17 protein-coding genes are annotated in these 21953 nt (G+C 39.8%); 4 read left to right on the plus strand and 13 right to left on the minus strand.

The genetic code is table 11. The features are described from left to right. Positions 1 to 10: 10 nt before the first annotated feature. The 10 genes from QNI15_RS03000 to QNI15_RS03045 form a co-directional block, all read right to left on the minus strand. Positions 11 to 3301 carry a S41 family peptidase gene (locus QNI15_RS03000; protein WP_314030443.1) on the minus strand — a complete coding sequence of 1097 codons (3291 nt, stop codon included), beginning with the start codon at positions 3299 to 3301 and terminating at the stop codon, positions 11 to 13. A gap of 152 nt (positions 3302 to 3453) precedes the next feature. Further along, positions 3454 to 4356 (minus strand): helix-turn-helix domain-containing protein, encoded by a 903-nt coding sequence (locus QNI15_RS03005; RefSeq protein ID WP_314030445.1) that lies wholly within the window; start codon positions 4354 to 4356, stop codon positions 3454 to 3456. 98 nt (positions 4357 to 4454) lie between these two features. Then, positions 4455 to 5270 carry an SDR family oxidoreductase gene (locus tag QNI15_RS03010; RefSeq protein ID WP_314030447.1) on the minus strand — a complete coding sequence of 272 codons (816 nt, stop codon included), beginning with the start codon at positions 5268 to 5270 and terminating at the stop codon, positions 4455 to 4457. A gap of 131 nt (positions 5271 to 5401) precedes the next feature. After that, entirely contained in the window at positions 5402 to 5773 is a 372-nt protein-coding gene (locus QNI15_RS03015; protein ID WP_314005451.1) for a glyoxalase, read from the minus strand. A gap of 333 nt (positions 5774 to 6106) precedes the next feature. Further along, positions 6107 to 6481, minus strand: coding sequence for a nuclear transport factor 2 family protein (locus tag QNI15_RS03020; RefSeq protein WP_314005448.1), 375 nt, complete (start codon positions 6479 to 6481; stop codon positions 6107 to 6109). A 56-nt stretch (positions 6482 to 6537) separates the two neighbouring features. Continuing rightward, complete coding sequence (locus tag QNI15_RS03025) at positions 6538 to 7395, minus strand: SDR family oxidoreductase (RefSeq protein ID WP_314005447.1); 858 nt, start codon at positions 7393 to 7395, stop codon at positions 6538 to 6540. Positions 7396 to 7569: 174 nt separating this feature from the next. Next, positions 7570 to 8148 carry a Crp/Fnr family transcriptional regulator gene (locus tag QNI15_RS03030; RefSeq protein ID WP_314005446.1) on the minus strand — a complete coding sequence of 193 codons (579 nt, stop codon included), beginning with the start codon at positions 8146 to 8148 and terminating at the stop codon, positions 7570 to 7572. Positions 8149 to 8296: 148 nt separating this feature from the next. Beyond that, entirely contained in the window at positions 8297 to 9211 is a 915-nt protein-coding gene (locus QNI15_RS03035) for a helix-turn-helix domain-containing protein (RefSeq protein ID WP_314005443.1), read from the minus strand. 86 nt (positions 9212 to 9297) lie between these two features. After that, positions 9298 to 10185, minus strand: coding sequence for an NAD(P)H-binding protein (locus QNI15_RS03040; protein ID WP_314005441.1), 888 nt, complete (start codon positions 10183 to 10185; stop codon positions 9298 to 9300). A 244-nt stretch (positions 10186 to 10429) separates the two neighbouring features. Then, positions 10430 to 12826 carry an ABC transporter permease gene (locus QNI15_RS03045; RefSeq protein WP_314005440.1) on the minus strand — a complete coding sequence of 799 codons (2397 nt, stop codon included), beginning with the start codon at positions 12824 to 12826 and terminating at the stop codon, positions 10430 to 10432. Positions 12827 to 13611: 785 nt separating this feature from the next. Between QNI15_RS03045 and QNI15_RS03050 the strand changes: the two genes are divergently transcribed. The 4 genes from QNI15_RS03050 to QNI15_RS03065 all read left to right on the plus strand — a co-directional run bounded on the left by QNI15_RS03050 (position 13612) and on the right by QNI15_RS03065 (position 17943). Beyond that, the gene (locus QNI15_RS03050; protein WP_314030449.1) at positions 13612 to 15315 is read left to right on the plus strand and encodes a T9SS type A sorting domain-containing protein; all 1704 of its coding nucleotides are present in this window, start codon (positions 13612 to 13614) and stop codon (positions 15313 to 15315) included. 255 nt (positions 15316 to 15570) lie between these two features. Next, positions 15571 to 16443: an NAD(P)-dependent oxidoreductase gene (locus tag QNI15_RS03055; protein WP_314005434.1), complete on the plus strand. Its 873-nt coding sequence runs from the start codon at positions 15571 to 15573 to the stop codon at positions 16441 to 16443. Between the two features lie 12 nt (positions 16444 to 16455). Continuing rightward, entirely contained in the window at positions 16456 to 17052 is a 597-nt protein-coding gene (locus tag QNI15_RS03060) for a hypothetical protein (RefSeq protein WP_314030451.1), read from the plus strand. Between the two features lie 432 nt (positions 17053 to 17484). After that, positions 17485 to 17943 carry a hypothetical protein gene (locus tag QNI15_RS03065; RefSeq protein ID WP_314005431.1) on the plus strand — a complete coding sequence of 153 codons (459 nt, stop codon included), beginning with the start codon at positions 17485 to 17487 and terminating at the stop codon, positions 17941 to 17943. A gap of 1 nt (position 17944) precedes the next feature. Here QNI15_RS03065 and QNI15_RS03070 read toward each other — a convergent pair whose 3' ends face one another. The 3 genes from QNI15_RS03070 to QNI15_RS03080 form a co-directional block, all read right to left on the minus strand. After that, complete coding sequence (locus QNI15_RS03070; protein WP_314005429.1) at positions 17945 to 18481, minus strand: hypothetical protein; 537 nt, start codon at positions 18479 to 18481, stop codon at positions 17945 to 17947. 45 nt (positions 18482 to 18526) lie between these two features. Further along, the gene (locus QNI15_RS03075) at positions 18527 to 19327 is read right to left on the minus strand and encodes a DUF5684 domain-containing protein (protein WP_314005427.1); all 801 of its coding nucleotides are present in this window, start codon (positions 19325 to 19327) and stop codon (positions 18527 to 18529) included. 1237 nt (positions 19328 to 20564) lie between these two features. Next, a complete protein-coding gene (locus QNI15_RS03080; protein ID WP_314030453.1) occupies positions 20565 to 21941 on the minus strand; it encodes a hypothetical protein in 1377 nt (458 codons plus the stop codon). Between the last annotated feature and the right edge of the window lie 12 nt (positions 21942 to 21953).

Below are 21953 nucleotides of genomic sequence, written 5' to 3' on the forward strand. Positions count from 1 at the left end.
CAAGCTTTTATTAATTACCACCAATCACTTTGGACTGAACTTTGGCTGGTGCAGACTTTTTCAGTTCATCCACCGCTTTTTCCAGCTGCTGATCGCGGCCTTTGGAAACAACTTCAGGCTGGTTCATCACCTTTACATCTGGCTCAAGCTGATTATTTTCAAGATACTTGCCATCTAGTGCAACCATACCTACCTGAGGAATACCAAACACCAATGTCGGATCAATCTGAGTCTCCCACCATACCGCAGTGCCAGTACCTGGTACAGGCATACCTATGATTTTACCAATGTTGTTTTCACGGAAAGCAAACGGAAACATATGAGCATCAGAATAGTTACCTTCACCTACTAATACGACAGAAGGCTTAATCCATTTACGGAAGGGTTCGTGTCCCATATGAACACCACGAGGAACAATATCCAGATATTTTTTACCACTTAGGAATGTAGCCAGATCATCGTGCAGCCACCCGCCTCCGTTGAAACGGGTATCGACAATCAACGATTCTTTGTCTGCACATTTTCCTAATACTTCTTCTACAACGGTGCGGTAGCTCGCATCATTCATGCCACGTATATGTACATATCCCACACTACCATTTGACATCTTCTCTACTTCTTTGCGACGAGTAGTCACCCAACGCTGATAGCGAAGTTCACTTTCCTGAGGCAAAGTAATTGGCTTAACAGTTTCTTCCCAGCGCACCTTTGTTTTTTCGTTATAGCAGGACAACAGTACGTTCTTATTCGCCTTCCGGTTCAACAGTTTATTATAATCCATTTCAGTAGTAATTTCTTCTCCATCAATTTTTTCTATGATGGTACCTGCCTCTACCTTGGACTGAGCGTTAGCCAGTGGCCCATTGCCCATCACTTCCACTACACGCAGTCCTTTGCCATCGTACTCCTGATCATAGAACAATCCTAGTGAAGCGGTTGCATCCAGATTAACCTGAGGATGTGCATACCGACAACCTGTATGGGACGCATTCAATTCGCCCAGCATTTCACTCAACATCTCTGCAAAGTCACGATTGTTGTTGATATGAGGCAGGAACCTAGCATAGGCAGTATGATAGAAATCCCAATCTACGCCATGCAAATTGGTAACATAGAACTTCTTCAGCACCTGACGCCATGCATGATCAAATATATAAGCTCTCTCTGCAGCTGTATTCAGGTTCATTTCACCATTGATGGTGATAGGTTCTCTTTTGCCTGATTCTGCATCGATCTTCATGATCTTGCCATCCGAGCTCACAAAAATAGATTTACCATCTTTAGTCATATCAATGCTGCCAGGTCCGCCTTCCAGCTTAGCCAGAATTTTGGTTTCTCTGGAACGCAGGTCGGTCACCCACAGATCATAGCCTTTCTCAAAACGACACATATAAAACAATCTGTCTCCATTAGGTGATACGGCAGCATCTGTCAAATTGGAAGAGTGGATTGTCAGACGAGACTTACGGCCATCCAGTCCTTCAAATTCAATCTTTACTGTTTTATCTTCTTTCTTAGCCGATTCACCAGCTTTCTTCTTATCGTCTTTTTTCTCTGCTTCACTAGTCTTGGCAGCTTCTTTCTGTTCTTTTTCTTCTTTCTCTTTCAACAATGTAAAGTCTTCTTTGCTTAACTTGTAGCGATCCCATGATTCTTTGGTAAAGAACATACCATATACATCACTCTCACCACCCCAACTACCATGATTTTTCATACCATCACGATCCGAAAACCAGATCATCATTTTGCCATTCATCATCCATTTGGGTGATTCGTCGCTATATCCACTTTCTGTCAGGTTCACTAGTTTACCTTTACCATCAGCTGGAATCAAAGCAACTTCTGCACTGAACATGTTGCTTGGAGAGTAGGTTGCCAGGAAAAATTTGCCATCCGGTGACCATGTATAATATTGATCTCCATCTGAATAAGAATAGTTTTTATCAGCAGACAAAATAACACGGGTCGCTTTGGATTCCAGGTTAATCACTTTTAGGGTAACACGTTCTTCCAGATAAGCTACTTCTTTGCCATCCGGAGAAAAAGAAGGTTGAAACTCTTCCGCGGTTGTAGCGGCTACGGGCTCTTCTTTCAGTACAGTAGAAGAATAGAAATAAGGCTCTTCTTTACGTATAATAGAGCTTTTGTATATGTTCCAGTTGTTATTTCGTTCACCTGCATATAATAATGTACGACCATCCGGGCTAAAACTAACAGAACGCTCCTGTTCTGAGGTGTTGGTCACACGTTTGGTTACTCCTCCTTCTACAGAAGTAACATATACTTCTCCACGAAATACAAATGCAATCTCTTTCCCATTAGGAGAAAGCGCCATTTCAGTAGCACCACTGTTGATTGGTACTACCTTTTCCAACACATTGCGGGTATCATTCAGGATCTGAATAACTACTTTTTTGGGTTCACCACCTGTTGTCTGTGTATAAACCTCTCCATCATAACCATAACACAACGTACCACTCTCAGCCATAGTCAGAAAACGAACCGGATGTTTACTGAACTTGGTTACCTGAGTAGCCTGTCCAGGTTTATCTACCGACATTTTGTGTACGTTAAATGATCCACTGCTTTCACAAAGGAAGTAGATATCTTTCTCATCAGGTGATAATACCGGATTTCGGTCTTCTCCATTAAAAGTGGTAAGCTGTGTATGTTTGCCTGTTGGCACATCATATACCCATACATCACGTGAGATAGAGGAAGTGTGATGCTTGCGCCAAGGGTCTTCATATCCTTTGTTATCATGGTATACCAATCGGTTACCTGACCGATTGTAGCGAGCTTGTTCGGCAGGTGTAGTCAACAACATTTGCGCACGACCTCCGGCAACAGATACTTTATACAGTTCTGTCAGGATACCATAGGGAAACTGTACATTGCTGGCTGCATCTGTACGTGATGACGAAAAGATAATGTGCTTTCCATCTGGGGTAAAATCACTGGGAAGGTCATTGGCCGAATGATAGGTAAGACGAGTAGCTGCACCTCCGGTAGATGGCATCACAAAAACGTCATAGTTCCCATAACGATCCGAAGCAAAAGCAATTTGTTTGCCATCGCGTGACCATACAGGCATAAAATCGTGTCCTTCACTTAATGTCAGCGGAATAGCCTGACCACCAGCAGCAGCGACTCTATATAGGTCGCCCTGATAACTGAATACAATAAATTGGCCATCCGGTGAAATAGCCGGGTAGCGCATCCACAGTGGGTTCTGGTCGGCTTTCACGACCACAGGCATTAGCATGGCAATGCCGAGCAGAAATTGATAAAGGCGGTGCATGGTAGATTAGTTTGCAAATAAGTCAACTTCAAATTTCCACAAACCATCGTATATTATCAATCTATTTTTTGAAGAATATGCATTTGATAATGATAAGAAACCGGAAAAGGCTGTTTAACGGAAAAGTATAATACTACTTTTCTATCTACACCTTAATTCAACTGCCTGTACTCCTTGGGTGAAATCCCGATTTTGGATTTAAAAAGCTTTGTAAAATGGGAAGGATGTTCAAAGCCCAGATTATAGGCTATTTCACTGATGGTCTTTTCAGTTCCCCAAAGCAGCGTTTTTGCTCTGTCTACCAATTGCAAATGAATATGTTCTTGTGTGGTTTTACCTGTAAAACGATTTAACAGATCTGACAGGTAGTTGGGAGATAAATTCAGTTGTGAGGCAAAGTATTTCACATCGGGTAAGCCAGCCTCTACAAGTGTTTCCTGAGCGAAGTAGTCAATTAGCATTCGCTCAAACTTCTGCACTATATCATGGTTTACATACTCTCTCGTAAAAAACTGTCTGTCATAAAATCGATTACAATAGGTAAGCATCACTTGTAAGTTGTCAATAATCAGACTTTTGGTATGCTTATCCATATTCTGGGAGTACTCTCTTTTTATTTTATTCAGGCAATCCAGCAATATCGTTTTTTCCTCAGCAGAGATATGCAATGCTTCATTTGTATCATACTGAAAGAACGAGTACTCATGAATCTTTTTCCCTAGTTCGGTTCCAACCAATAATGCCGGGTGAAAAAACAAACCCCATCCCTCCGAAACCTGGATATCCGGACTGGAAGCAATTACCTGGTTGGGTGCTGTAAACATCAGAGACCCTTCTTCAAAGTCGTAATAGGATCTACCATACTTCATTGTTCCTTCAAACCGCTTGCACATCACCGTATAAAAGGCTGTTCTGTAATATACTTCTTCTTTGGGTCTGTCAGGTTTTGTTTCCGTCAGATCAATCACCGTTATCAGTGGATGTTGGAGAGTACCACAATTGTAAAACCTGTGAACTACGGCGATGGATTCTATGTCTATATATGTCGGTTTCATGCCTGACAATCTCATTGTTTTCTTTTCTGGAACAAAACCAGAAAGACCCGCGCTATAGACAAATCTTTCTGGTTTTATCAATCATATGATACTTCTTCTCAGTTAAGAAAGAAATCTCGCACTGACTGGATAAACTTCTCTTCGGAATTTTTCCATTTTGTATCAATGTATAACTGAGCATCTTCTCCAACTACATAGCGAAGCTGAGTGCTTTCATCTATTGCCGCTTTATAAATGGTGAGGGCTACATCTTCTGGCGTTGCTTTAGCCAGGTGCTCGGTAGGCTTTGCGTATCGACTGAAGAATGATCCCATGATTGGGTTGTACTCAGGTATTTCATTTTTAATTAGATCCAGTCCATTACGGAAGTTTGTATGCACACCACCGGGCTCAATGATTTTAACTGCTATATTCAGTTTTACCAGTTCATGGGATAAAGCTTCTGAAAAACCTTCTACAGCAAATTTCGAACTGGCATACAAACTTGTAAACGGAAACCCAATCATCCCTCCAAAGCTGGAAATATTTATGATGGCTCCTTTGCCGTTTTTGCGTAAATAAGGTAGCACAGCCTGTGTCACTTCCATCATCCCAAATACATTGACATCAAATTGTTTCTGGATTTGCTCTCTGGTGGCAGATTCAAAAACCCCCATCAAGCCATAGCCAGCATTGTTTACCAACACATCGATTGTTCCAAATGTATCTATACCTACTTTTACGGCATTTTCAATAGACTTAGAGTCCTGCACATCCAGTTGAGTAACCAAGACATTATCTAAACTACTTAACTCGTGTTCCTTTTCAGGTGAGCGCATAGAGGCAATAACATTCCATCCGTTTTGCTGAAACAATTTAGCAGTTTTCCGGCCAAATCCTGATGAGGTGCCCGTGATTAAAACTGTCTTTTTCATGTTGTTGATCGTTGTATTTTGTATCGTAATTGACAATACAAAGATGTACCAACAACGGCTTTAAGACCTTATATCTTTCACGGCAGGAATTATACATTTCACCGAATAGTATGTATACTCACTGTATCTCCTCACTTTTCTTTGAAGAATTCACCAAAATGCCAGAGTATGCCAGAAGGATCATGCACGAAACACTCCCGCCCCCACTCCTGATTTCGGATCGGTGAGAGTTTTACCGTTTTGTATTTACTAGTAAGATCCAGAGCCAGCAGTTCATTCCAGTATCTCTCCACATTGTCTACCTCCAGAAAAAGCATAGTATTATCTACCCAGTCTTTGACATAATGTCCTTGCAGATAAAACCCGACCCCTTCTGTATAAAAGTAGGAGAAATCATGAGAAATAACGCTTTCCTGGAAACCCAGATCCCGATAAAAGCTACGTGAAAGCTGGAAATTTTCGGCACCGATGAAGGGCCGGATGGAAATAGCTTTGTGTTCCATAAGTGTCATTCTTACTTATTGAGTAAATTTAATAGTAGTAAATGGAGGCTGCTGTTTCTCCTGTTTATAGTAGAATGACCATTTGCCACAGAGGCAATTGAAGGCACAATTTATAAAATTTCCGGTATAGTATTACCCTCTTGTCTGTATTCAGATACAAACGCTCCATATACTATACTGACAATCAGCTACCTCAACACCAAGCTAACCAATATTTCCTTCCTGAGCATAATACTTCTGTTATCTTCTCAGAGTAAAAAACCTCAGTCAGATAACTAATTTATTATCTGACTGAGGTTAGTATAGGTTTTGTTAAAATAATAATGGCTTTACTTATTTATTCGGCTCATCAACAAACACATACAGCTTTTGCACCTTATCCTTTTCAATCACAAACAAATCCATACCTGTCACTACGTCTGGCTTCTCTTTTGATCCAAACTGCCAGTACAAACGGGCAATGTTATGATGTGTATCAATAGGGTACCTATGAGAAAACCGGAAGTTGGGATTTTTCTGCTGGAGATTCTGTATAAACTCATTGATATGGGCATGGCCGACAGCAATAAAGTGACGATCTACCATTTCAATATCAGTCGCATACACTTCCTGCATCAACACATTACGTGAAGTCTGGTCTTTTTGGTTCCAGAGCTCAAGATGACTCTCTACCAGTTTCTCGATCTCAAAATTTGTTATCATTGCCATACTGTATGGGTCTGTTTCTCTATAAAATTATGATGCCTACCTAATGTATCGAAGTGTTAACCACTATAAGCAGCTAACCATTTAGCTTTAATATCCGCACGGGACTGGATAAACTCTTTATCAGTACCCTGAGCAATTGCATCCAGCGGAAAACGTAGCGGACGAGAGCCTTTTTTCATGTTTACCAGTTCCAGAATACCATCAGCAATAGTTTGCGGATTCATATTGAACTGTGCCATCTTACCAAATAATGCCTGTCCCAATGCATTAAACTTCTCTGTGGCTTCTTCTCCGTATTCAGCTACTATAGATTCTTTGTCAGCATTAAAACCTGCTTTTGCACCATTGGTCATTTCTGTAGGATATACACCCGGCTGAATACTTACATTTTCAATCCCATAAGCTGCCAGTTCGTCCTGTGCTCCTTCGGTGATGCTTTCTACAACAAACTTGGAGGCTAAGTAAGGAACCATAAATGGTAGTGTATGTCCACTGGCTCCGGAAGTAATATTGATGATCAATCCGTTTTTCTCTTTACGCATAGAAGGCAACACGGCCTGATAGGTACGTAGCACCCCATACATATTTACTTCAAACATCTGACGGATCTGGTCCAGTGAATAGCCTTCCAGCAAACCAAAACCGCTTACAGCTGCATTGTTTACCAACACATCTATTTTACCATATTTAGCCAGAACTTTTTCAAAGGCTTGTTGTACAGAACTGTCACTAGTGATATCAATCTCTACAACTTCAATATTGGGTAATGCAGCCAGTTCTTGTGCAGCAGTTGCATTTTTGCCTTCTACGTTACGCATACCTGCAATAACTGAATGACCTGCATTGGCTAATGTGATAGCAGTAAGTTTACCAAATCCGGTGCTGGTGCCTGTAATGAAAATTATTTTTGACATGATTTCTGTTGTTTTACGTTTTGTAATTGTTGTTTGATGTTACAAAGGTGCCACAACAGTCCGACCTTCACATTGATGTAGAATAAGAAAGTTCTTGATCTGGATCAAGAGAAAAGTGCCTGCCAAAAACAGATAAAAAAGAAGCCTCAATAAAAGCTACTTTATAGAAAAAGACTATTTTTTGGTAATCTGACTTCGTATCCGGCTTAATGTTTCGGGGGTCATACCCAGATAAGAGGCAATCATACTCTGAGGTATACGAGTTGCAAAGCCGGGGTATTTGTTTACAAAGTTGAGATACTTTTCTTCTGCTGTATAACTCAAAGCTGCTTCAATACGATTCTGAGCAACAACAAAGCTTCGTTGCAGAATGGAATTAATCAGATTATTAAAGGCAGAGATCTCGGAACAAAGTAGTTCAAAGTTGGCATTAGTAAACAAAACAATTTCACTGTCTTCAATGGCATCAATATTAAACCGTGAAGGATTTCCGGAAAGCAAGCTCTCCCGATCTCCTGTCCACCAGTTCTCGCTAGCAAAACCGATTACATGTTCGTTTCCCTTGTCATCCACAGAATAAGTCCGTACACAACCTTTGGTAATAAATGCATGATATTGCCAAACATCGCCTTCCTGTAACAGATACTGTCTTTTACGTAACTTTTTTATAATAGCAAATGATCGAATGCGTTCAGATTCTTCTGAAGTCAGGGTTATTTTCTCCTCAAGGTATTTATGAAAAATATCGTACATACAAAACAGGCACTAACATACAACTAATCTCTTATCCAATCTATAGGTATTCTGTTTGCAAATATACCTTTTGATTTTGAAGAGATACAGTTCTCGCTAGAATTACCCTCACCTGAGTGTATGTATATTCTCATTTATTTTGTCTAACCTATTGAAAAGACTGCCTGAATTCCAGTGGAGAGAGATTGGTTTTGTTCTTGAATAACTTACTAAAAGACTGAGAATGTTCAAACCCCAGTTCATAGGCTATCTCGCTTACAGATAAATCTGTAGTTGATAATCTTTCTTTCGCTTTATCTATCAATTTATTGTGTATATGTTGCTGAGCAGTTTGTCCGGTTAGTACTTTTAAAACTGAACTCAGGTAATTGGGTGACATATGTAATTCATCCGCAATGTATTGTACTGTAGGCAGTCCTTTTTCGGCTACTGTCTCATTATTGAAATACTCAGCCAGAATCTCTTCCAGTCGATTCAGGATTTTGTGATTGGTTACTTTTCGGGTAATAAACTGTCGATGATAAAACCGTTCCGCATAGGTCAGCAATAACTCCAGATGAGCAATCATCACTTTCTGACTAAAGGTATCAATATTTGCGTGATATTCCTGCTCAATGTTTTGCATGATATTGGTAACAACAATTTCCTCCTTCTCTGACAAGTGCAAGGCTTCACTGACCGAATAGCTGAAATACTCATACTGTTTGATAGCCTTCGCTAAAGGTGTATTCCATAAAAAGTCAGGATGCATAAGCAACAACCATCCTGTATGTTGTGACTCTTTATCTGCTTCGATTGAATAAACCTGATCAGGTGAAATAAAAATCATTACACCTTCATCAAAATCATACTCCTGCTGACCATATTTGATCTTACCATTGAAATTTCGTTTGAGTGCAATGGAATAAAACTGCTGAACAAATTTGTTAGGTTTGTTGTCTGGCAATCGTTTGATATGGTTAAAATCAACCACACTCACTAATGGATGTTCGGGTTTGGGCAAATCCATAAACTGATGATACTCTGTTATGGTCCGGAAGGAATAGGGTTGTATATTTTTCATTGCCTGACAGATAAATAATATCACTTCATGACTTTAAATACATCCCAGAGGAGATAACAACAATATCCCCTCTGGGATAAGTACGTTTAGTTTTTTGCAAAAGCCACAGCAAAATCTTTCGCAAAATCTTTCAGCTTCACTTTTCCCATAGTCAACGGTTTATGTAGCTCATAATCTTCTTTCAGGGTACCATTGTGAATACTGGCTCCCAACTCAATAGAATTTATGATAATATGAGATGGTACTCCATGTTGCGCCATACCAGCCTGCATCTGTTCGTTGCTGACAGTAACCCACTTTAAATCCGGTTTACCAATAGCGGCACCCAGAATCGAAGCGGCTTCATGGGCTGTATATTCTCCACTTGCCACATAACGTATGTTTACACCAGTACCAACAGTTACCAGTTCTTCAGCAGCAGCACTGGCTATATCTTCAGGGGCAACCATGACGATCTTATCATCATCCCCATAGTTTGAACGAATAAAACCAGCTCTCTTGATCATATCTATAAAGTTATACAGATTATAGTATATAAACCCAGCCCGCAGGTGTGTAACAGCCACATCTTTCAATTCATTCAACAAACACTCTGCATCGTGTGAACCCAAAATAAATCCGGTGCCTTTATCCAGATGAGCTCCCCAACTACTCAGATGCACTACCCGTTTTACGCCTGTCTGCCGGATAGCCTGCACATAATTTCTACCAATCTGCTGATAATATGCACGAGAATCTGTTGTAGCAAAGTTGGGGGGTATCATAGCGTACACAGCATCTGCACCTGTAAAAATCGACACCAGAAAATCTACATCTTCCAATACTCCAATAGCTGCTATAGCTCCAATTGCTTCGATGTCTTTCTGCTTGTCTGACTTGCTGCTAATCACCATAACTGTATGACCTTTTTGTACCAGTTCTTTTACCAGTGGTTTCCCAATATTTCCTAACGAACCTGTGATGACAACTTTCATGTTTTTGTTTTTTGTGTTGTGAACGTTTGTATCACAAAGGTCCACAACATCTAAAAACCAACTGTAGCCTAATTCGTGGTTGTTGTAGTCAAAACAAGAATTTGCATGTATAGTGAAAGAAAGTAACAGATGGCAGGGAAATGTTTAAGCTGATAAAGAAATAGAGAAAGAATGAAGTTAACACTATATACCATCTATTTGAGGCTGAACACAAAACACATCCAGCCTCAAATGGAGATAAGATTCACTGTGAACGCAAGCTCTTAACTGGATTAGCCAACGCAGCTTTAACAGCTGTATATCCAACAGTTATCCAGGCTATTACTAAGGCCCCCAAAAGCGTAGCTGCAAAGAAGCCAATGCCTATGGAAATACGATAAGTATATTGTTGCAACCACTGTTGCATAAAATACCAGGCAATCGGAGTTGCCACCAAAAAGGCAATCACAATCAACAGTGTAAACTCTTTTGATAACAACAAGACAATATCACTGACAGGAGCACCCAGCACTTTGCGAATGCCAATTTCTTTTCTACGCTGCACAGCCATAAAAGAAATCAATCCATACAGACCCAAACAGGAAATAAAAATTGCAATGCCTGAAAATACAGAGTATAAGGTAGACAACCGATTCTCCTGTCTGTAATAAGAAGCAATAGACTGATCCAGAAAATCATATTCGAATATATATTCCGGATAGTATTTAGCCCATATCTTTTGCATATCCATGATCACATTCTTTGCCTGACTCATAGAGATGTGGATATTTGCCAGCCCATACTCATTTTTCATTGTTGTCATCACCACCGGATCAATCGCAGCATGAAGGGATCTGGGATGAAAATCTTTTACAACACCTACAATAGGAGCTGTTTTTCCAGCCACTTTGACTCGTTTACCAATAACATCTGCAGGATTGGAGATACCCAGATTACGAACTACAGTTTCATTGACCACAAACTCACGTATCGTATCAGAGGGAAAGTATATCCGTCCTGCTACCAATGATAGATTATACAAACGGAAGTAGCTGGTATCAGCAGGTCTCATAGCAACAATCATATCGGGACGTGATGGATTATGATTACTTTCTGTCCGAAGATCAGCAGCCCACCCACCACTGACAGAAGGTGTAAATGTACTAAAACTCACTTGTTGGATACCCGGTATTCTGGTTAACTCATCTCTGAGCAACTCCAGTTTTGTCTGGCTCAGGCTATCTCCAGGAACTCCGGCATTGAGAATAGCCTCTTTAGTAAAGCCCATATCAGCCGTTCGGAAATAGTTCATCTGTGAGGCGATGACTAACGTACCAATGATAAGAACCTGTGCAATAACAAATTGAAAAACTACCAGGCCACGCCTAAAGGAAATACCATGACGAGTTGACTTCAAGACACCTTTCAATACAAAAACGGGTTTAAATCCGGACAGGACTAGTGCAGGATATAATCCCGACAGAAGAGTCACTATCACAAAGGCACACGCAACAAAAAGGATCAGTTCTTTGCTGAGAAAAACAGACATGGACAAAGATATATCCAGAAAATCAGCTACCAGTGGCACACAGCTATACACAACAAGGATGGAGCTTAGCAAAGCCAGCAATGTAATAATACCGGTTTCACCCAGAAACTGTATCATCAGTTGTGAACGACTGCTGCCTAGTACTTTACGCACACCTACCTCCCGTGCACGATTAAGTGCATGGGCAGTGGTAAGATTAATAAAATTGATGCAGGCAATAACTAGTAAAAACAGACCGATCAGACTCAATGCTACAATCAAATCTTTACTAAAAATATGACCTGTGAAATTCCCATATCGTTCGTCAAAATGTATTTCATCTAAAGGCTGTAGGGCAAGAATATATCCGATATCAACAGGTTTAATGTATTTAGTAACAAATCCATCCAAGAGGCTGGCAAACTGCCCAGTAGAAGCGTTTTCATTCAATTGGACAAAACAATAGTTTGCATCATTGATAGCACTCCAGTTGTCCATCCCACTCATCTTCACAAAAGTTATATATGACAGCACTACTCCTAACGGAAAGTCTGTATTAGAAGGTGGATCAGTCAGAATACCGGATACTGTTATATCCAGATCATACATTCTGAATGTCTTATTTACAGCATTCTGCCAGCTGCCGAAAAATTTGGCAGCCACAGATTTTGTTAGTAACGCCGTATTAGGTTCAGCAAGTGCTTGCATATTGCCTTGTACCAATGGGAAATCAAACATCTGAAAGAAGGTAGGCTCTGCAAAGACAACGTGAGGTTCTTTGAACTTTTTCATTGTAGCTCCATTAGTACCCGCAATGTTGGCCTGTACATCATACGCATCCATAATGGCAGCTACATTTTTCAGTTGAGGAAATTCACTACGTAATGTAGCTATTACAGGAACTGGCACACCCGTTCTGTATCCCCTGTTTTCAGTCTCCCGACTCATCCGCACCACCCGATAGATGCTGTTTTTATCTGTATGAAAATTATCAAAGCTTTGCTCATAGGCAATCACCAGAAAGATGAGTAGAAAAGTAGCAAAGCCAACCATAAGACCAGCAATATTGATAAAGGTATTGCCTTTGTGTCGCCATACATTCCTGAGTGCTGTTTTAAAATAATTTTTAAGCATAAAGCAGAGTTTACAGGTTAGGGTTTATACTGATTATTTTATTCAGAGATTTTCGATTACCCAATAAGAATGATGAGAAAGAACTGATCTGGTGATAGGTTGGATACACTACAAATGCATTGCCAGGTTCTGACAATGAGCGTATTTGCCTAATAAGGATAGTTTATAGCACAGTAACAGGAGCGTTCTGTTCAGAAGCGGACATGAGTTGTGCGCTTTCGGACAAAATTTGGTATGACTCACTATTGAGAGTTGATTCAAAAATAAGTAAAATAGAAACTTCTTTACCTAGTAACAGAAGCTGGCTCTGTATATAATCTGTAGTTTTCGTGTCTTACAATAAGTTAAAAATATATCCTGTTACCTTTAGCCAAAATCCAGCTCTCATATTCTACTAAAACTGAAATCTGTCACAACAATATTTAATTTCCATTCCCTCCTTATCAGTTGACAGACAAGAAAAGTAACAAATACCCAATACAGATAGAACACCGTTTTTTTTGAAGAAAAACCTAGAATAATCTTTACAGTAACACTAGCTAGGTGCCACTTACAAACACAAAACAGACTAAAACTCTACAAATCCCCCAAGTTTTATTAGTCATAAAATTTCATTAAAAATATTTCTCATTTAGCGTGTTTATTTTAAAAACGAAAAGTCATTAAAGGATGAAACTATCACACTAACTTACTATATGCACATATTTTACTTTTTTGTGAACGTCTACAGAGTACAATAAGCACTTTTTTCATCCTTTCATCCATCTTATTTAGTTAAAAACACTATGAAACATTTTTATCTGCTGCTGGTATTTATTAGCAGCTTTGTTATGTCCAGCTATGGAGTAAATTCTCCCTTATTGCTCGCACCTCAGAATGGTGCCACCATTAATCTGAATACCTTGTCAGGGTTTAATGTCAATGCCAATGAACCTACAACCTGGAAGCTTTACATTAAGGTATCTATAAATGATCCCCGGCAGTTGGTGTATGAAGATTCTCATACCTTTACATCTACCGATCAAACAACAGAACCTTTTCTCTTTCCATTTTCCAATGGTAATCCACTGGAACCTAATCATCAATACCTCATTGAGTTAAAAACAGTTGACGTAGCCAACTCATTACTTAAGCAGGAATATTTTACATTTTTTACTTCTTCCGTTACTTCAGCAGTACAAACAGCTAGCCCATTGCTAGTATCCCCAAGTCCAGGGGATACTTTATATTTAACAGGTGCAATTACTTTTGATGCAGCAAAGTGGACAGTAAACGCCAATAACCTTAATGCCCGTTATATCTCTACTGAAATCTTCGATGTAGCGACTGGCCAAGAGCTTACCTCCCTGTTTCCAGGAGATCCATTTCCAATAAGCAAAGGCCTCACAGCACAAACAGCTTTAACTAATGTAGAACTACAATCGAATGTAGCATATATACGCCAGACACCTTATGCTGCTCGGATGGTATTGACAACTAAGGATTCTTTACAGAATATCATTGGCCAAAGCGAATACCCTATCATCATTAAGCCGCGTCCACTGGCAGCTGACATTTCTATTACTGTTATCAGTCCGGTTAATGGTCAGACAAATGTATCTACCTCTCCAACAATTACTGTTCAACGACCAACAGGTCTAGATCGTCATGGCATCACAGTGAGTTTGTATTCCTATAAAATTGACAAGTATCCGGCAGATAATCAGGGAGAAGATTATCGATTTGTTACATTACAAGGCACTCCATCCATTTCTACATGGCAAATACCAGGTTTGAAACCAGCAACTACCTATGAACTGGAAATATTGTATGTGATAGAAAGAGCTGGAGGAGATATTTCTGGAACAGGTAAAACGGTGAAAATCATCTTTACAACAGCCCCTGATCAAGGCACAACTTCTCTGATCCTATGGCCAGCAAACAATCAAAGTGTAACTATCTGTGACAATCAGAGTGTATTGGTAAATGCCAATGACTCCACTGCCCGTACGCTTATTGTAAAAATATTGAAAAATGATCCGCGTCAGCTTGTTCAGGACTATACGTATGCTCTCAATGGAACAACAGCAACGCAAACAATTTCTATTGCGGGTGTCATTCAACAACTGTCGGCTGATCAGCAGTATCTGATTGAAGCAACCACGAAGAATGCATCAGGCACTATTTTGCGTCAGCAATACTTCACTGTATTTACAACAGGATGTTCACAATCAGCAGCCCGGATAGGTTCACCAGAAGTTGAATTGCCTCAAAAATCGGTTGTCTCACCAAATCCGTCTGCCGGAGATTTTCAAGTACAATTGCATAGTGGCTATGGCAAAGCTAAGGTAGAGATAGTGTCACTGGAAGGACGCGTTATTGCCAACTATGAAACAGAAGGAAATCACTCTGTTCTGTTGAATGGATCTTCCTTAAAACCAGGCTTGTATCTGGTGCGTATTACTGGAAATGCAGGATTGCGCGAGCAGTTTAAGATTGTGAAGCAGTAAGCAAACAGATTACATTTCATAGAATTGTCGAAGTTAAACTGGGTGGCCTGACAAGCCACCCAGTTTATTTTTCAGCTATACGATAAGTCCTCAGACACACTTTGAATCTGACTATAAAAATGCAAGCTTTACAAAGATGTATTGCCAGATTATACAAATACAGAAATGGATGGTATATAAATTTACAATCAGATTTGTCTCGTAAAATTTCCTGAAAACAATTACACCTCTTAAACCTATAAAAACGATAAAACAATGAGTACTACATCAACCATTGCCGTACTGGGTCTTGGAGCTATGGGCTCTCGTATGGCTAAAAACCTTATCAAAGCTGGTCACAGGGTCATAGTGTGGAACCGTACACCACAAGCAGCTATAGACCTCGTTAATGAAGGAGCCACACAGGCAAACTCTCCCAAAGAGGCAGTTGCACAAGCTGACTTTGTGCTGGCAATGGTTCGAGACGACGAAGCATCCCGACAAGTATGGCTGGACCCGGAAAATGGGGCGCTTCAGGGAATGAAAAAAGAAGCTATTGCGATTGAAAGTTCGACAGTAACACCTGTCTGGATCAAAGAACTAGCGGACACAATAACAGCAAAAGGCATTTCCTTTCTGGAAGCTCCTGTATCAGGCTCACGTCCTCAGGCAGATGCAGCCCAACTGGTTTTCTTTGTGGGAGGTGATCACACAATCTTTACCCAGACAGAACCCATCCTGAAAGCCATGGGAGCTACAATTCAATATGTAGGGGCCTGGGGCTCGGGAGCATTGGTAAAGCTAACTACCAATGCATTACTGGGTATACAGGTGGCAGCCTATGCCGAATTAATCGGAATACTCAAACGGTCAGGTATGGATGCACAAAATGCATTAGCAGCCATCTCTAAAACTTCTGTATGGAGCCCAGTAGCTGGATACCTCACAAGCACCATGCTAACAGAGAACTTTACGCCACAATTTCCGGTAGAGTTAATCGAAAAAGACTTTTCCTATATCCTTGCAACAGCAGGAGCACCGGAATCATCTCCAATGGCGACGGCAGCCCAACAAGTATTTCAGAAAGCTATTTCCCAAAAGCTGGGTCAGGAAAATATGACTTCTGTCGTGCGCTTGTTCACCAAATAGATTCATAGAGCCATGGGATATGATGTATTTTTAGCTCCAAAGACACGAAGTTGTACCAAAAAAGCCAGAATAGTGGAAAAGATTAATGAAGAAGAGGCATTTCTAAGCAGAGATTTTGCGATGTTTCACTCCCGACCTCATGCATTTGCACAGTCAGAGTTAGTACAGATAGAGGCACTGTTACATATTGATCTGACTCCGTACTGGAGTTATCCGATTAATTACGAACCTGATACTCAAGAATTGGAATATGAAATTTATCTGGCAGAAGAGGCAAATGATTTAACAAAAATACCCGATCTAAAACAGCAAATAATTCAAGTCCAGAAGGAGTGGGAAGTAAATTATGACAGTATTCATGAAGGATGGACACATATTTCTCAAATGCGAGAAACAACACTTACTTTTCTGGAAAAGATACGGCAGAACCCAAGCTTTGGCAGTCAGATAACCGAAGTGACTGAACGCCCTTTTGATTGGGGTAGGTACTTTATATCTCTTTATTCCGCTGATGAACCAGAAATTGTCCACGATCTGCGTAAAATACTTCTCTCATTGGATTATATGGAAGAAGAAAATATTGACTATGTAGCATTAGTAGGCTATTAATAACTTGAAACTATCCGATTTCTGGTCAACATAAAAATTGACCAGAAATCGGATAATTGAGCAAAGCGACCAGAACTCCAGTCATTGGCGAAAGTGAACTAAATTCTGGTCAAAGAAAAAAGTGAACATTATTTGAATATTTCTGAAAAGCGACCAGTATTCCAGTCAAACTAAAAAGTGATCCGAAGTATGGTCGCTTTTTAGTTTGATTCGAAAACAAATCACAGTTTTTACTTTTATCAAGTTGACCGGAGTTCCAGTCATGTTGGAAAAATATCCGGATTACGTTCATGGGAAAGAATAGAAATTTCAGTAAGATGTGATCTGAAACAAGCAAAACAAAACATGAATTCAACATCTTCTTCATCAATCCTTAAACCACTACTTAAAATAGTGTATTTGCTAGTAGCTAGTTTCTTTTTATCATGCTGTATGATAAGCGTTTTCAAACAACTGCGTCCTCAGATGTATCACTTCCTGATAGAGGGTCTTCTATTCAATGACTCAGACAGCTATCATATTATTTGGGATGATTCTGATAGTACTGAGACTCGTTGGTATTATGCTCTTACATCTTTCTTTGTTATCCCTTATTGTGGCTTAGGATTGATATATATTTTAAAGAAACAAGTCATATGGAAATGGTGGATTATATATACAAGCTTACTTTTCATAGGATACTGGCTTGGAATGCTCATTCGGATTGGCCTACTTCGTCTAACATTTATGACCTACACCAGACAACCTGACCCAAAATACTTTTATAAATATTGGATACCCTATTTCCATTTGGAAGAATGGGGTATTGGAGGAGTGTTATGCGTGATTGTCCTACTTGCTGCAATTGATAAAATAAAGACTTTCAATAAGAATAGAATGCTTATTCATTGATTTATTTCTTCTTTCGTTTCCACAAAAAGAAATAAACTCCAGCAACCATTCCTATATAAAGTACTCTGGATAGAATCTGTTGCCCTACAGAAACTGGCTCCATAATCCAGCCAGATGGCAAGTAATCACTAAAAAACGAGGTTATAAATATAAGTATGGCTTCAATATGAAGGGATAACCATATAAATAGTGATAACACCATGTTATGGCGAAGTTTTGGTATCCAGAAAAGTTGAGTCAAGACACTCCCTACTATTGCTGTAATCCATACGACAGAGCCATAAGGCTCTTTAATGTGCGTTATAAATATATATCGTGAATAGGGATTGCTCATGAAGTAAGTAAACGCCTCATGAAACCAAAAGTAAAAGACATATAAGCCGCACACAGCCATGAGCAGATTCATTGCCTCCAACACAGTAACAGCTTCTTTTTGATAAGCATCAAAATAGACTTTAACAAGAAGAATAAATACGATTAACCAAATCAGAAAAAAAGAATATCCCTGACTAATAAGAGAAGTAAAATAGTCAATCACAAGATTGCGGTAATGAATGAAAACACAAAAATAGATAAAAACAAATTACCCCTTTTGCTCATTCAAATACATGTCTCCATAGAACAGAGGTGGCATCAGCGTCATACCTACTGCATACAACGAATCGCGCTGAGCATCTTTGGCAAGTTCTGCATTGATGAAATACAGGAATATATGTCTGACAAAGGGAATCCATAATACCAGGTTCCACCATTTGGGCTTTTGCGTAATCTCCACCAGTATCCAGTTATTCAGAAAGGGAATAATTGCCAGCCAAGGGTCTTTGTTGTATTTCCTGAATAGAAAGAATAAACTTTCCCCATAGAGCAGTATCAATGTATAAAACAGCTTATTACCTGTAAGTCCTCCTATAAAGCCTACCAGATCCCATCTCAAAAACAATGCACTAAGAGGCTCTGTAATCAGCCCAGTCATATAGCGAAAGGCAGCAAAGGAAGGCATATAAGGTTCATTATGCACAAAGGAGTCTATTAAACCCAATATTCCTTGCGTATCATGCCTGATTTTAGGTAATGATTCAAAGTAGCCTACATAAAAAGCTACATTAACCAGGTACTCTACTACATAGGAAAGAAAAATCACCAAAATAGAGATAATCAGTATATCCTTTAGTGAGATTTGAGTAGCATTTCGAAAATAATATAGATGCGTAAAGAGTAAGAGTAGGAAAGACATACCATTCATAGGCAAAGCCACCACCATGAGTGCATCCATCCAGTTTTGTTCCTCCGGCTTATACAAAAACATCAGAACTATATTTCCTATGATAGAAAATAATGCATACACCAAACTGGATACTGAGGCAATTTTCAGATAATATTTCATGAGATATATGTTGATTTATGGACTTCGGATAAAACACTACCAATAATCATGTTTCACAACAATCACACATAAGACAAAATATAGAATTAATCTGAAAGGGTTATTGGGGAGTGAAAAGGTGTTTGTAAGAATTATAAGCTGATTTGAAAAAGAGCATTTCACGAACTTATATTGAAACTACAACTTACATGCTATTGATAGAAATAGATAGAATAATTAGTACATCCATAGGCATTTAAATGGCATATTTGAAAACTCTTTCTAGCTGATGAAATACTTGCCAGAACATCTTTTTATAGTAGGAAAGGTTATTTATATAACTCTTGTGCTTACAATTAGTAGCAGTTATCTTGTAATAGAAAACATACTAATCGTAGCAACTGTGCCATTTTTGCTCATCTGGCTACTCTATATAGTTGCCCGTTATTGGAGAAGGATAATATTTAAAACCAAAACAGTTGTCTTTCATTTTATCATTTCCTTTTGTTTACTCTTAATTGGAGCCATTATACTCCCTTTCTTTACCTGGAGGATATGGACTCCGTCTGTATACTTTTCTATTCAAGACAGTATAGAAGAACAGGTTCTGACTTGGATAGATAGTAAATCTAACCTTCTGACTACAACCACATTCGGTTTATTTTTTCTTCTCCAGCTTCTCTGGCTGGTCCTTTTATGTTGGCGAGGGCCAAATCTGTTAAAATCATAATTCTTCTAACTGAACCTATTAGTCAGTCTTTTTATTCCATAACTAAAGCGAAAAAGATTGAAAGTATTTACTTAAGAGAAGATTTTGGTAAAATAAAATAACAGGGAAGAATACAACTTACTCTCCCCTATTAGTATGTTCTAAAGACATGAGTCATCCCGAATATTAAGGAACAATATTGCATCCTTTATAATAGGAGAAACAAAGAAGTTACAAAGAGAGTTGTGATGCCTTCAATCGTAAGAGGCAGTGTAGGTGCGTTGGGTTTCTTTTCTCCGCGAGGTTGGCCTTTGGCCTCTGGGAGGAAGGATCGGAGAAAAGGGCCCTTTTTTGCGGCTAGCACACATCCTGGCCCAACAAATTCTCATTTATTGTCCTTTTTTGGGCAAGCAAAAAATGAAGGAGCCACAAGAAGAACGATGTAAAGGACAATAAACAAACTCAACTAAAAAGATTGCGCAAAAGTTAATCAGAGCCTATACTCTTTTCAAAAACATAGGCTCTGATTTTATAAAACAAACTCTCATATTAATGCCGTCCACCCCCATGAAATCCTCCGCCATGAAAACCGCCTCCGGCAAAGCCACCACCGAATCCACCTGAAAATCCCTGACCTCCTCGAAACGATCCCCATGCCTGGGCATGTGATTCATTAGCCCGGAAATGATCCATGCGACTGGAATTTTCCAATGCAGGAACTCGTCCGGAACGCAGAGGTTGCTCCCGTACATTTCCCTGAGGCACAATAGCCTGATGTTGAGGCAGGAAATTTCGTCTGTTTAGATCAGTCCGGCTAGCCATTGGAGCTACAGGATTATGCACATAGTGATTACGGGCAACATTCCAGAAGGCATTATGAAAAGGCATGTAGGGCGCACGAGGGGCATATTGATGATAAAAATTGCCATATGCGTGATACAATGCCGGATAGCGGTGATATCCGTAGGTAAAGAACCAGTTTGAATACGCAAAAGAAGGTAGCCCAAAAACCATCAGATTGCCACCCGCACCAAAGTAAAAGCCAGTTTGCATATACAATGGCATTGGATACCATAGAGCATAATCATACCAGTAGGGATAGCCAAACCAATACGAATAAGGACTTACCCCATAATAGTAATTGGTTGTAGTCGCTGCATTGGGGATAACAGTATCCGATACGGTATAGGCGTAGTGATTGTCAGCAGCAAATTCTTTTGACGACTTCTGCAGTTCCTGCAAAGCCTGCGGATCAGACTCCAGTTGCTGGCGATAAGCGGATACCTCCTGCTGATTTTTTGCCTGCAATGTAGTATGTAACTCAGCCAGATGGTTACGTACCTGTTCCGGATCTGCTTTAAAACTATCCCCCAACTGCATGGTCAGGTCCATATGATCTGTTAACAATGTCAAGACCTCAGGCATATCAATTAATTTATTAAATGCATTCTGAGTTGCAGTACTATACGATGCAGTCAACTGATCAAATGTCTGAGCCGCATTCTGATTCATCTGATCTATCTTTACCAGATCCGCAAAATGGTGATGATAGATATTCCATAACGCTTCTTTGGCATTCTGATCTTCTACCATTGCCTTCACACTGGCCTCAGAGCTACCTTTTCCCAGACCTGCCAGGGTATGTACTACCTGAGGATAACGGGCAACCTGGTAAAAATGATCCTGCTCTCTTTGGGAATGTGATTGAATCAAATCCTGAAACTGCTGGCTTGTCTGAGCCTGCATCCTTGAAATACGTGCCAGTAACTGAGGTGCTTCACTCGCAGTCAGAATAGCCTCACGTGTAGCACTATCATAGGGAGCTATGGAAGCAACAATATCCTTATCCTGATTTTGCAATTGCTGAGTCAGGGTGGCAACTGGCTCTGTCTGATTAGTCGCAGGAGACTCTGCATTTTGAGCCATAGTACTTTGCAG

The sequence above is a fragment of the Xanthocytophaga flava genome (assembly GCF_030068545.1).
In the GTDB taxonomy this organism is placed as follows: Bacteria; Bacteroidota; Bacteroidia; order Cytophagales; family 172606-1; genus Xanthocytophaga; species Xanthocytophaga flava.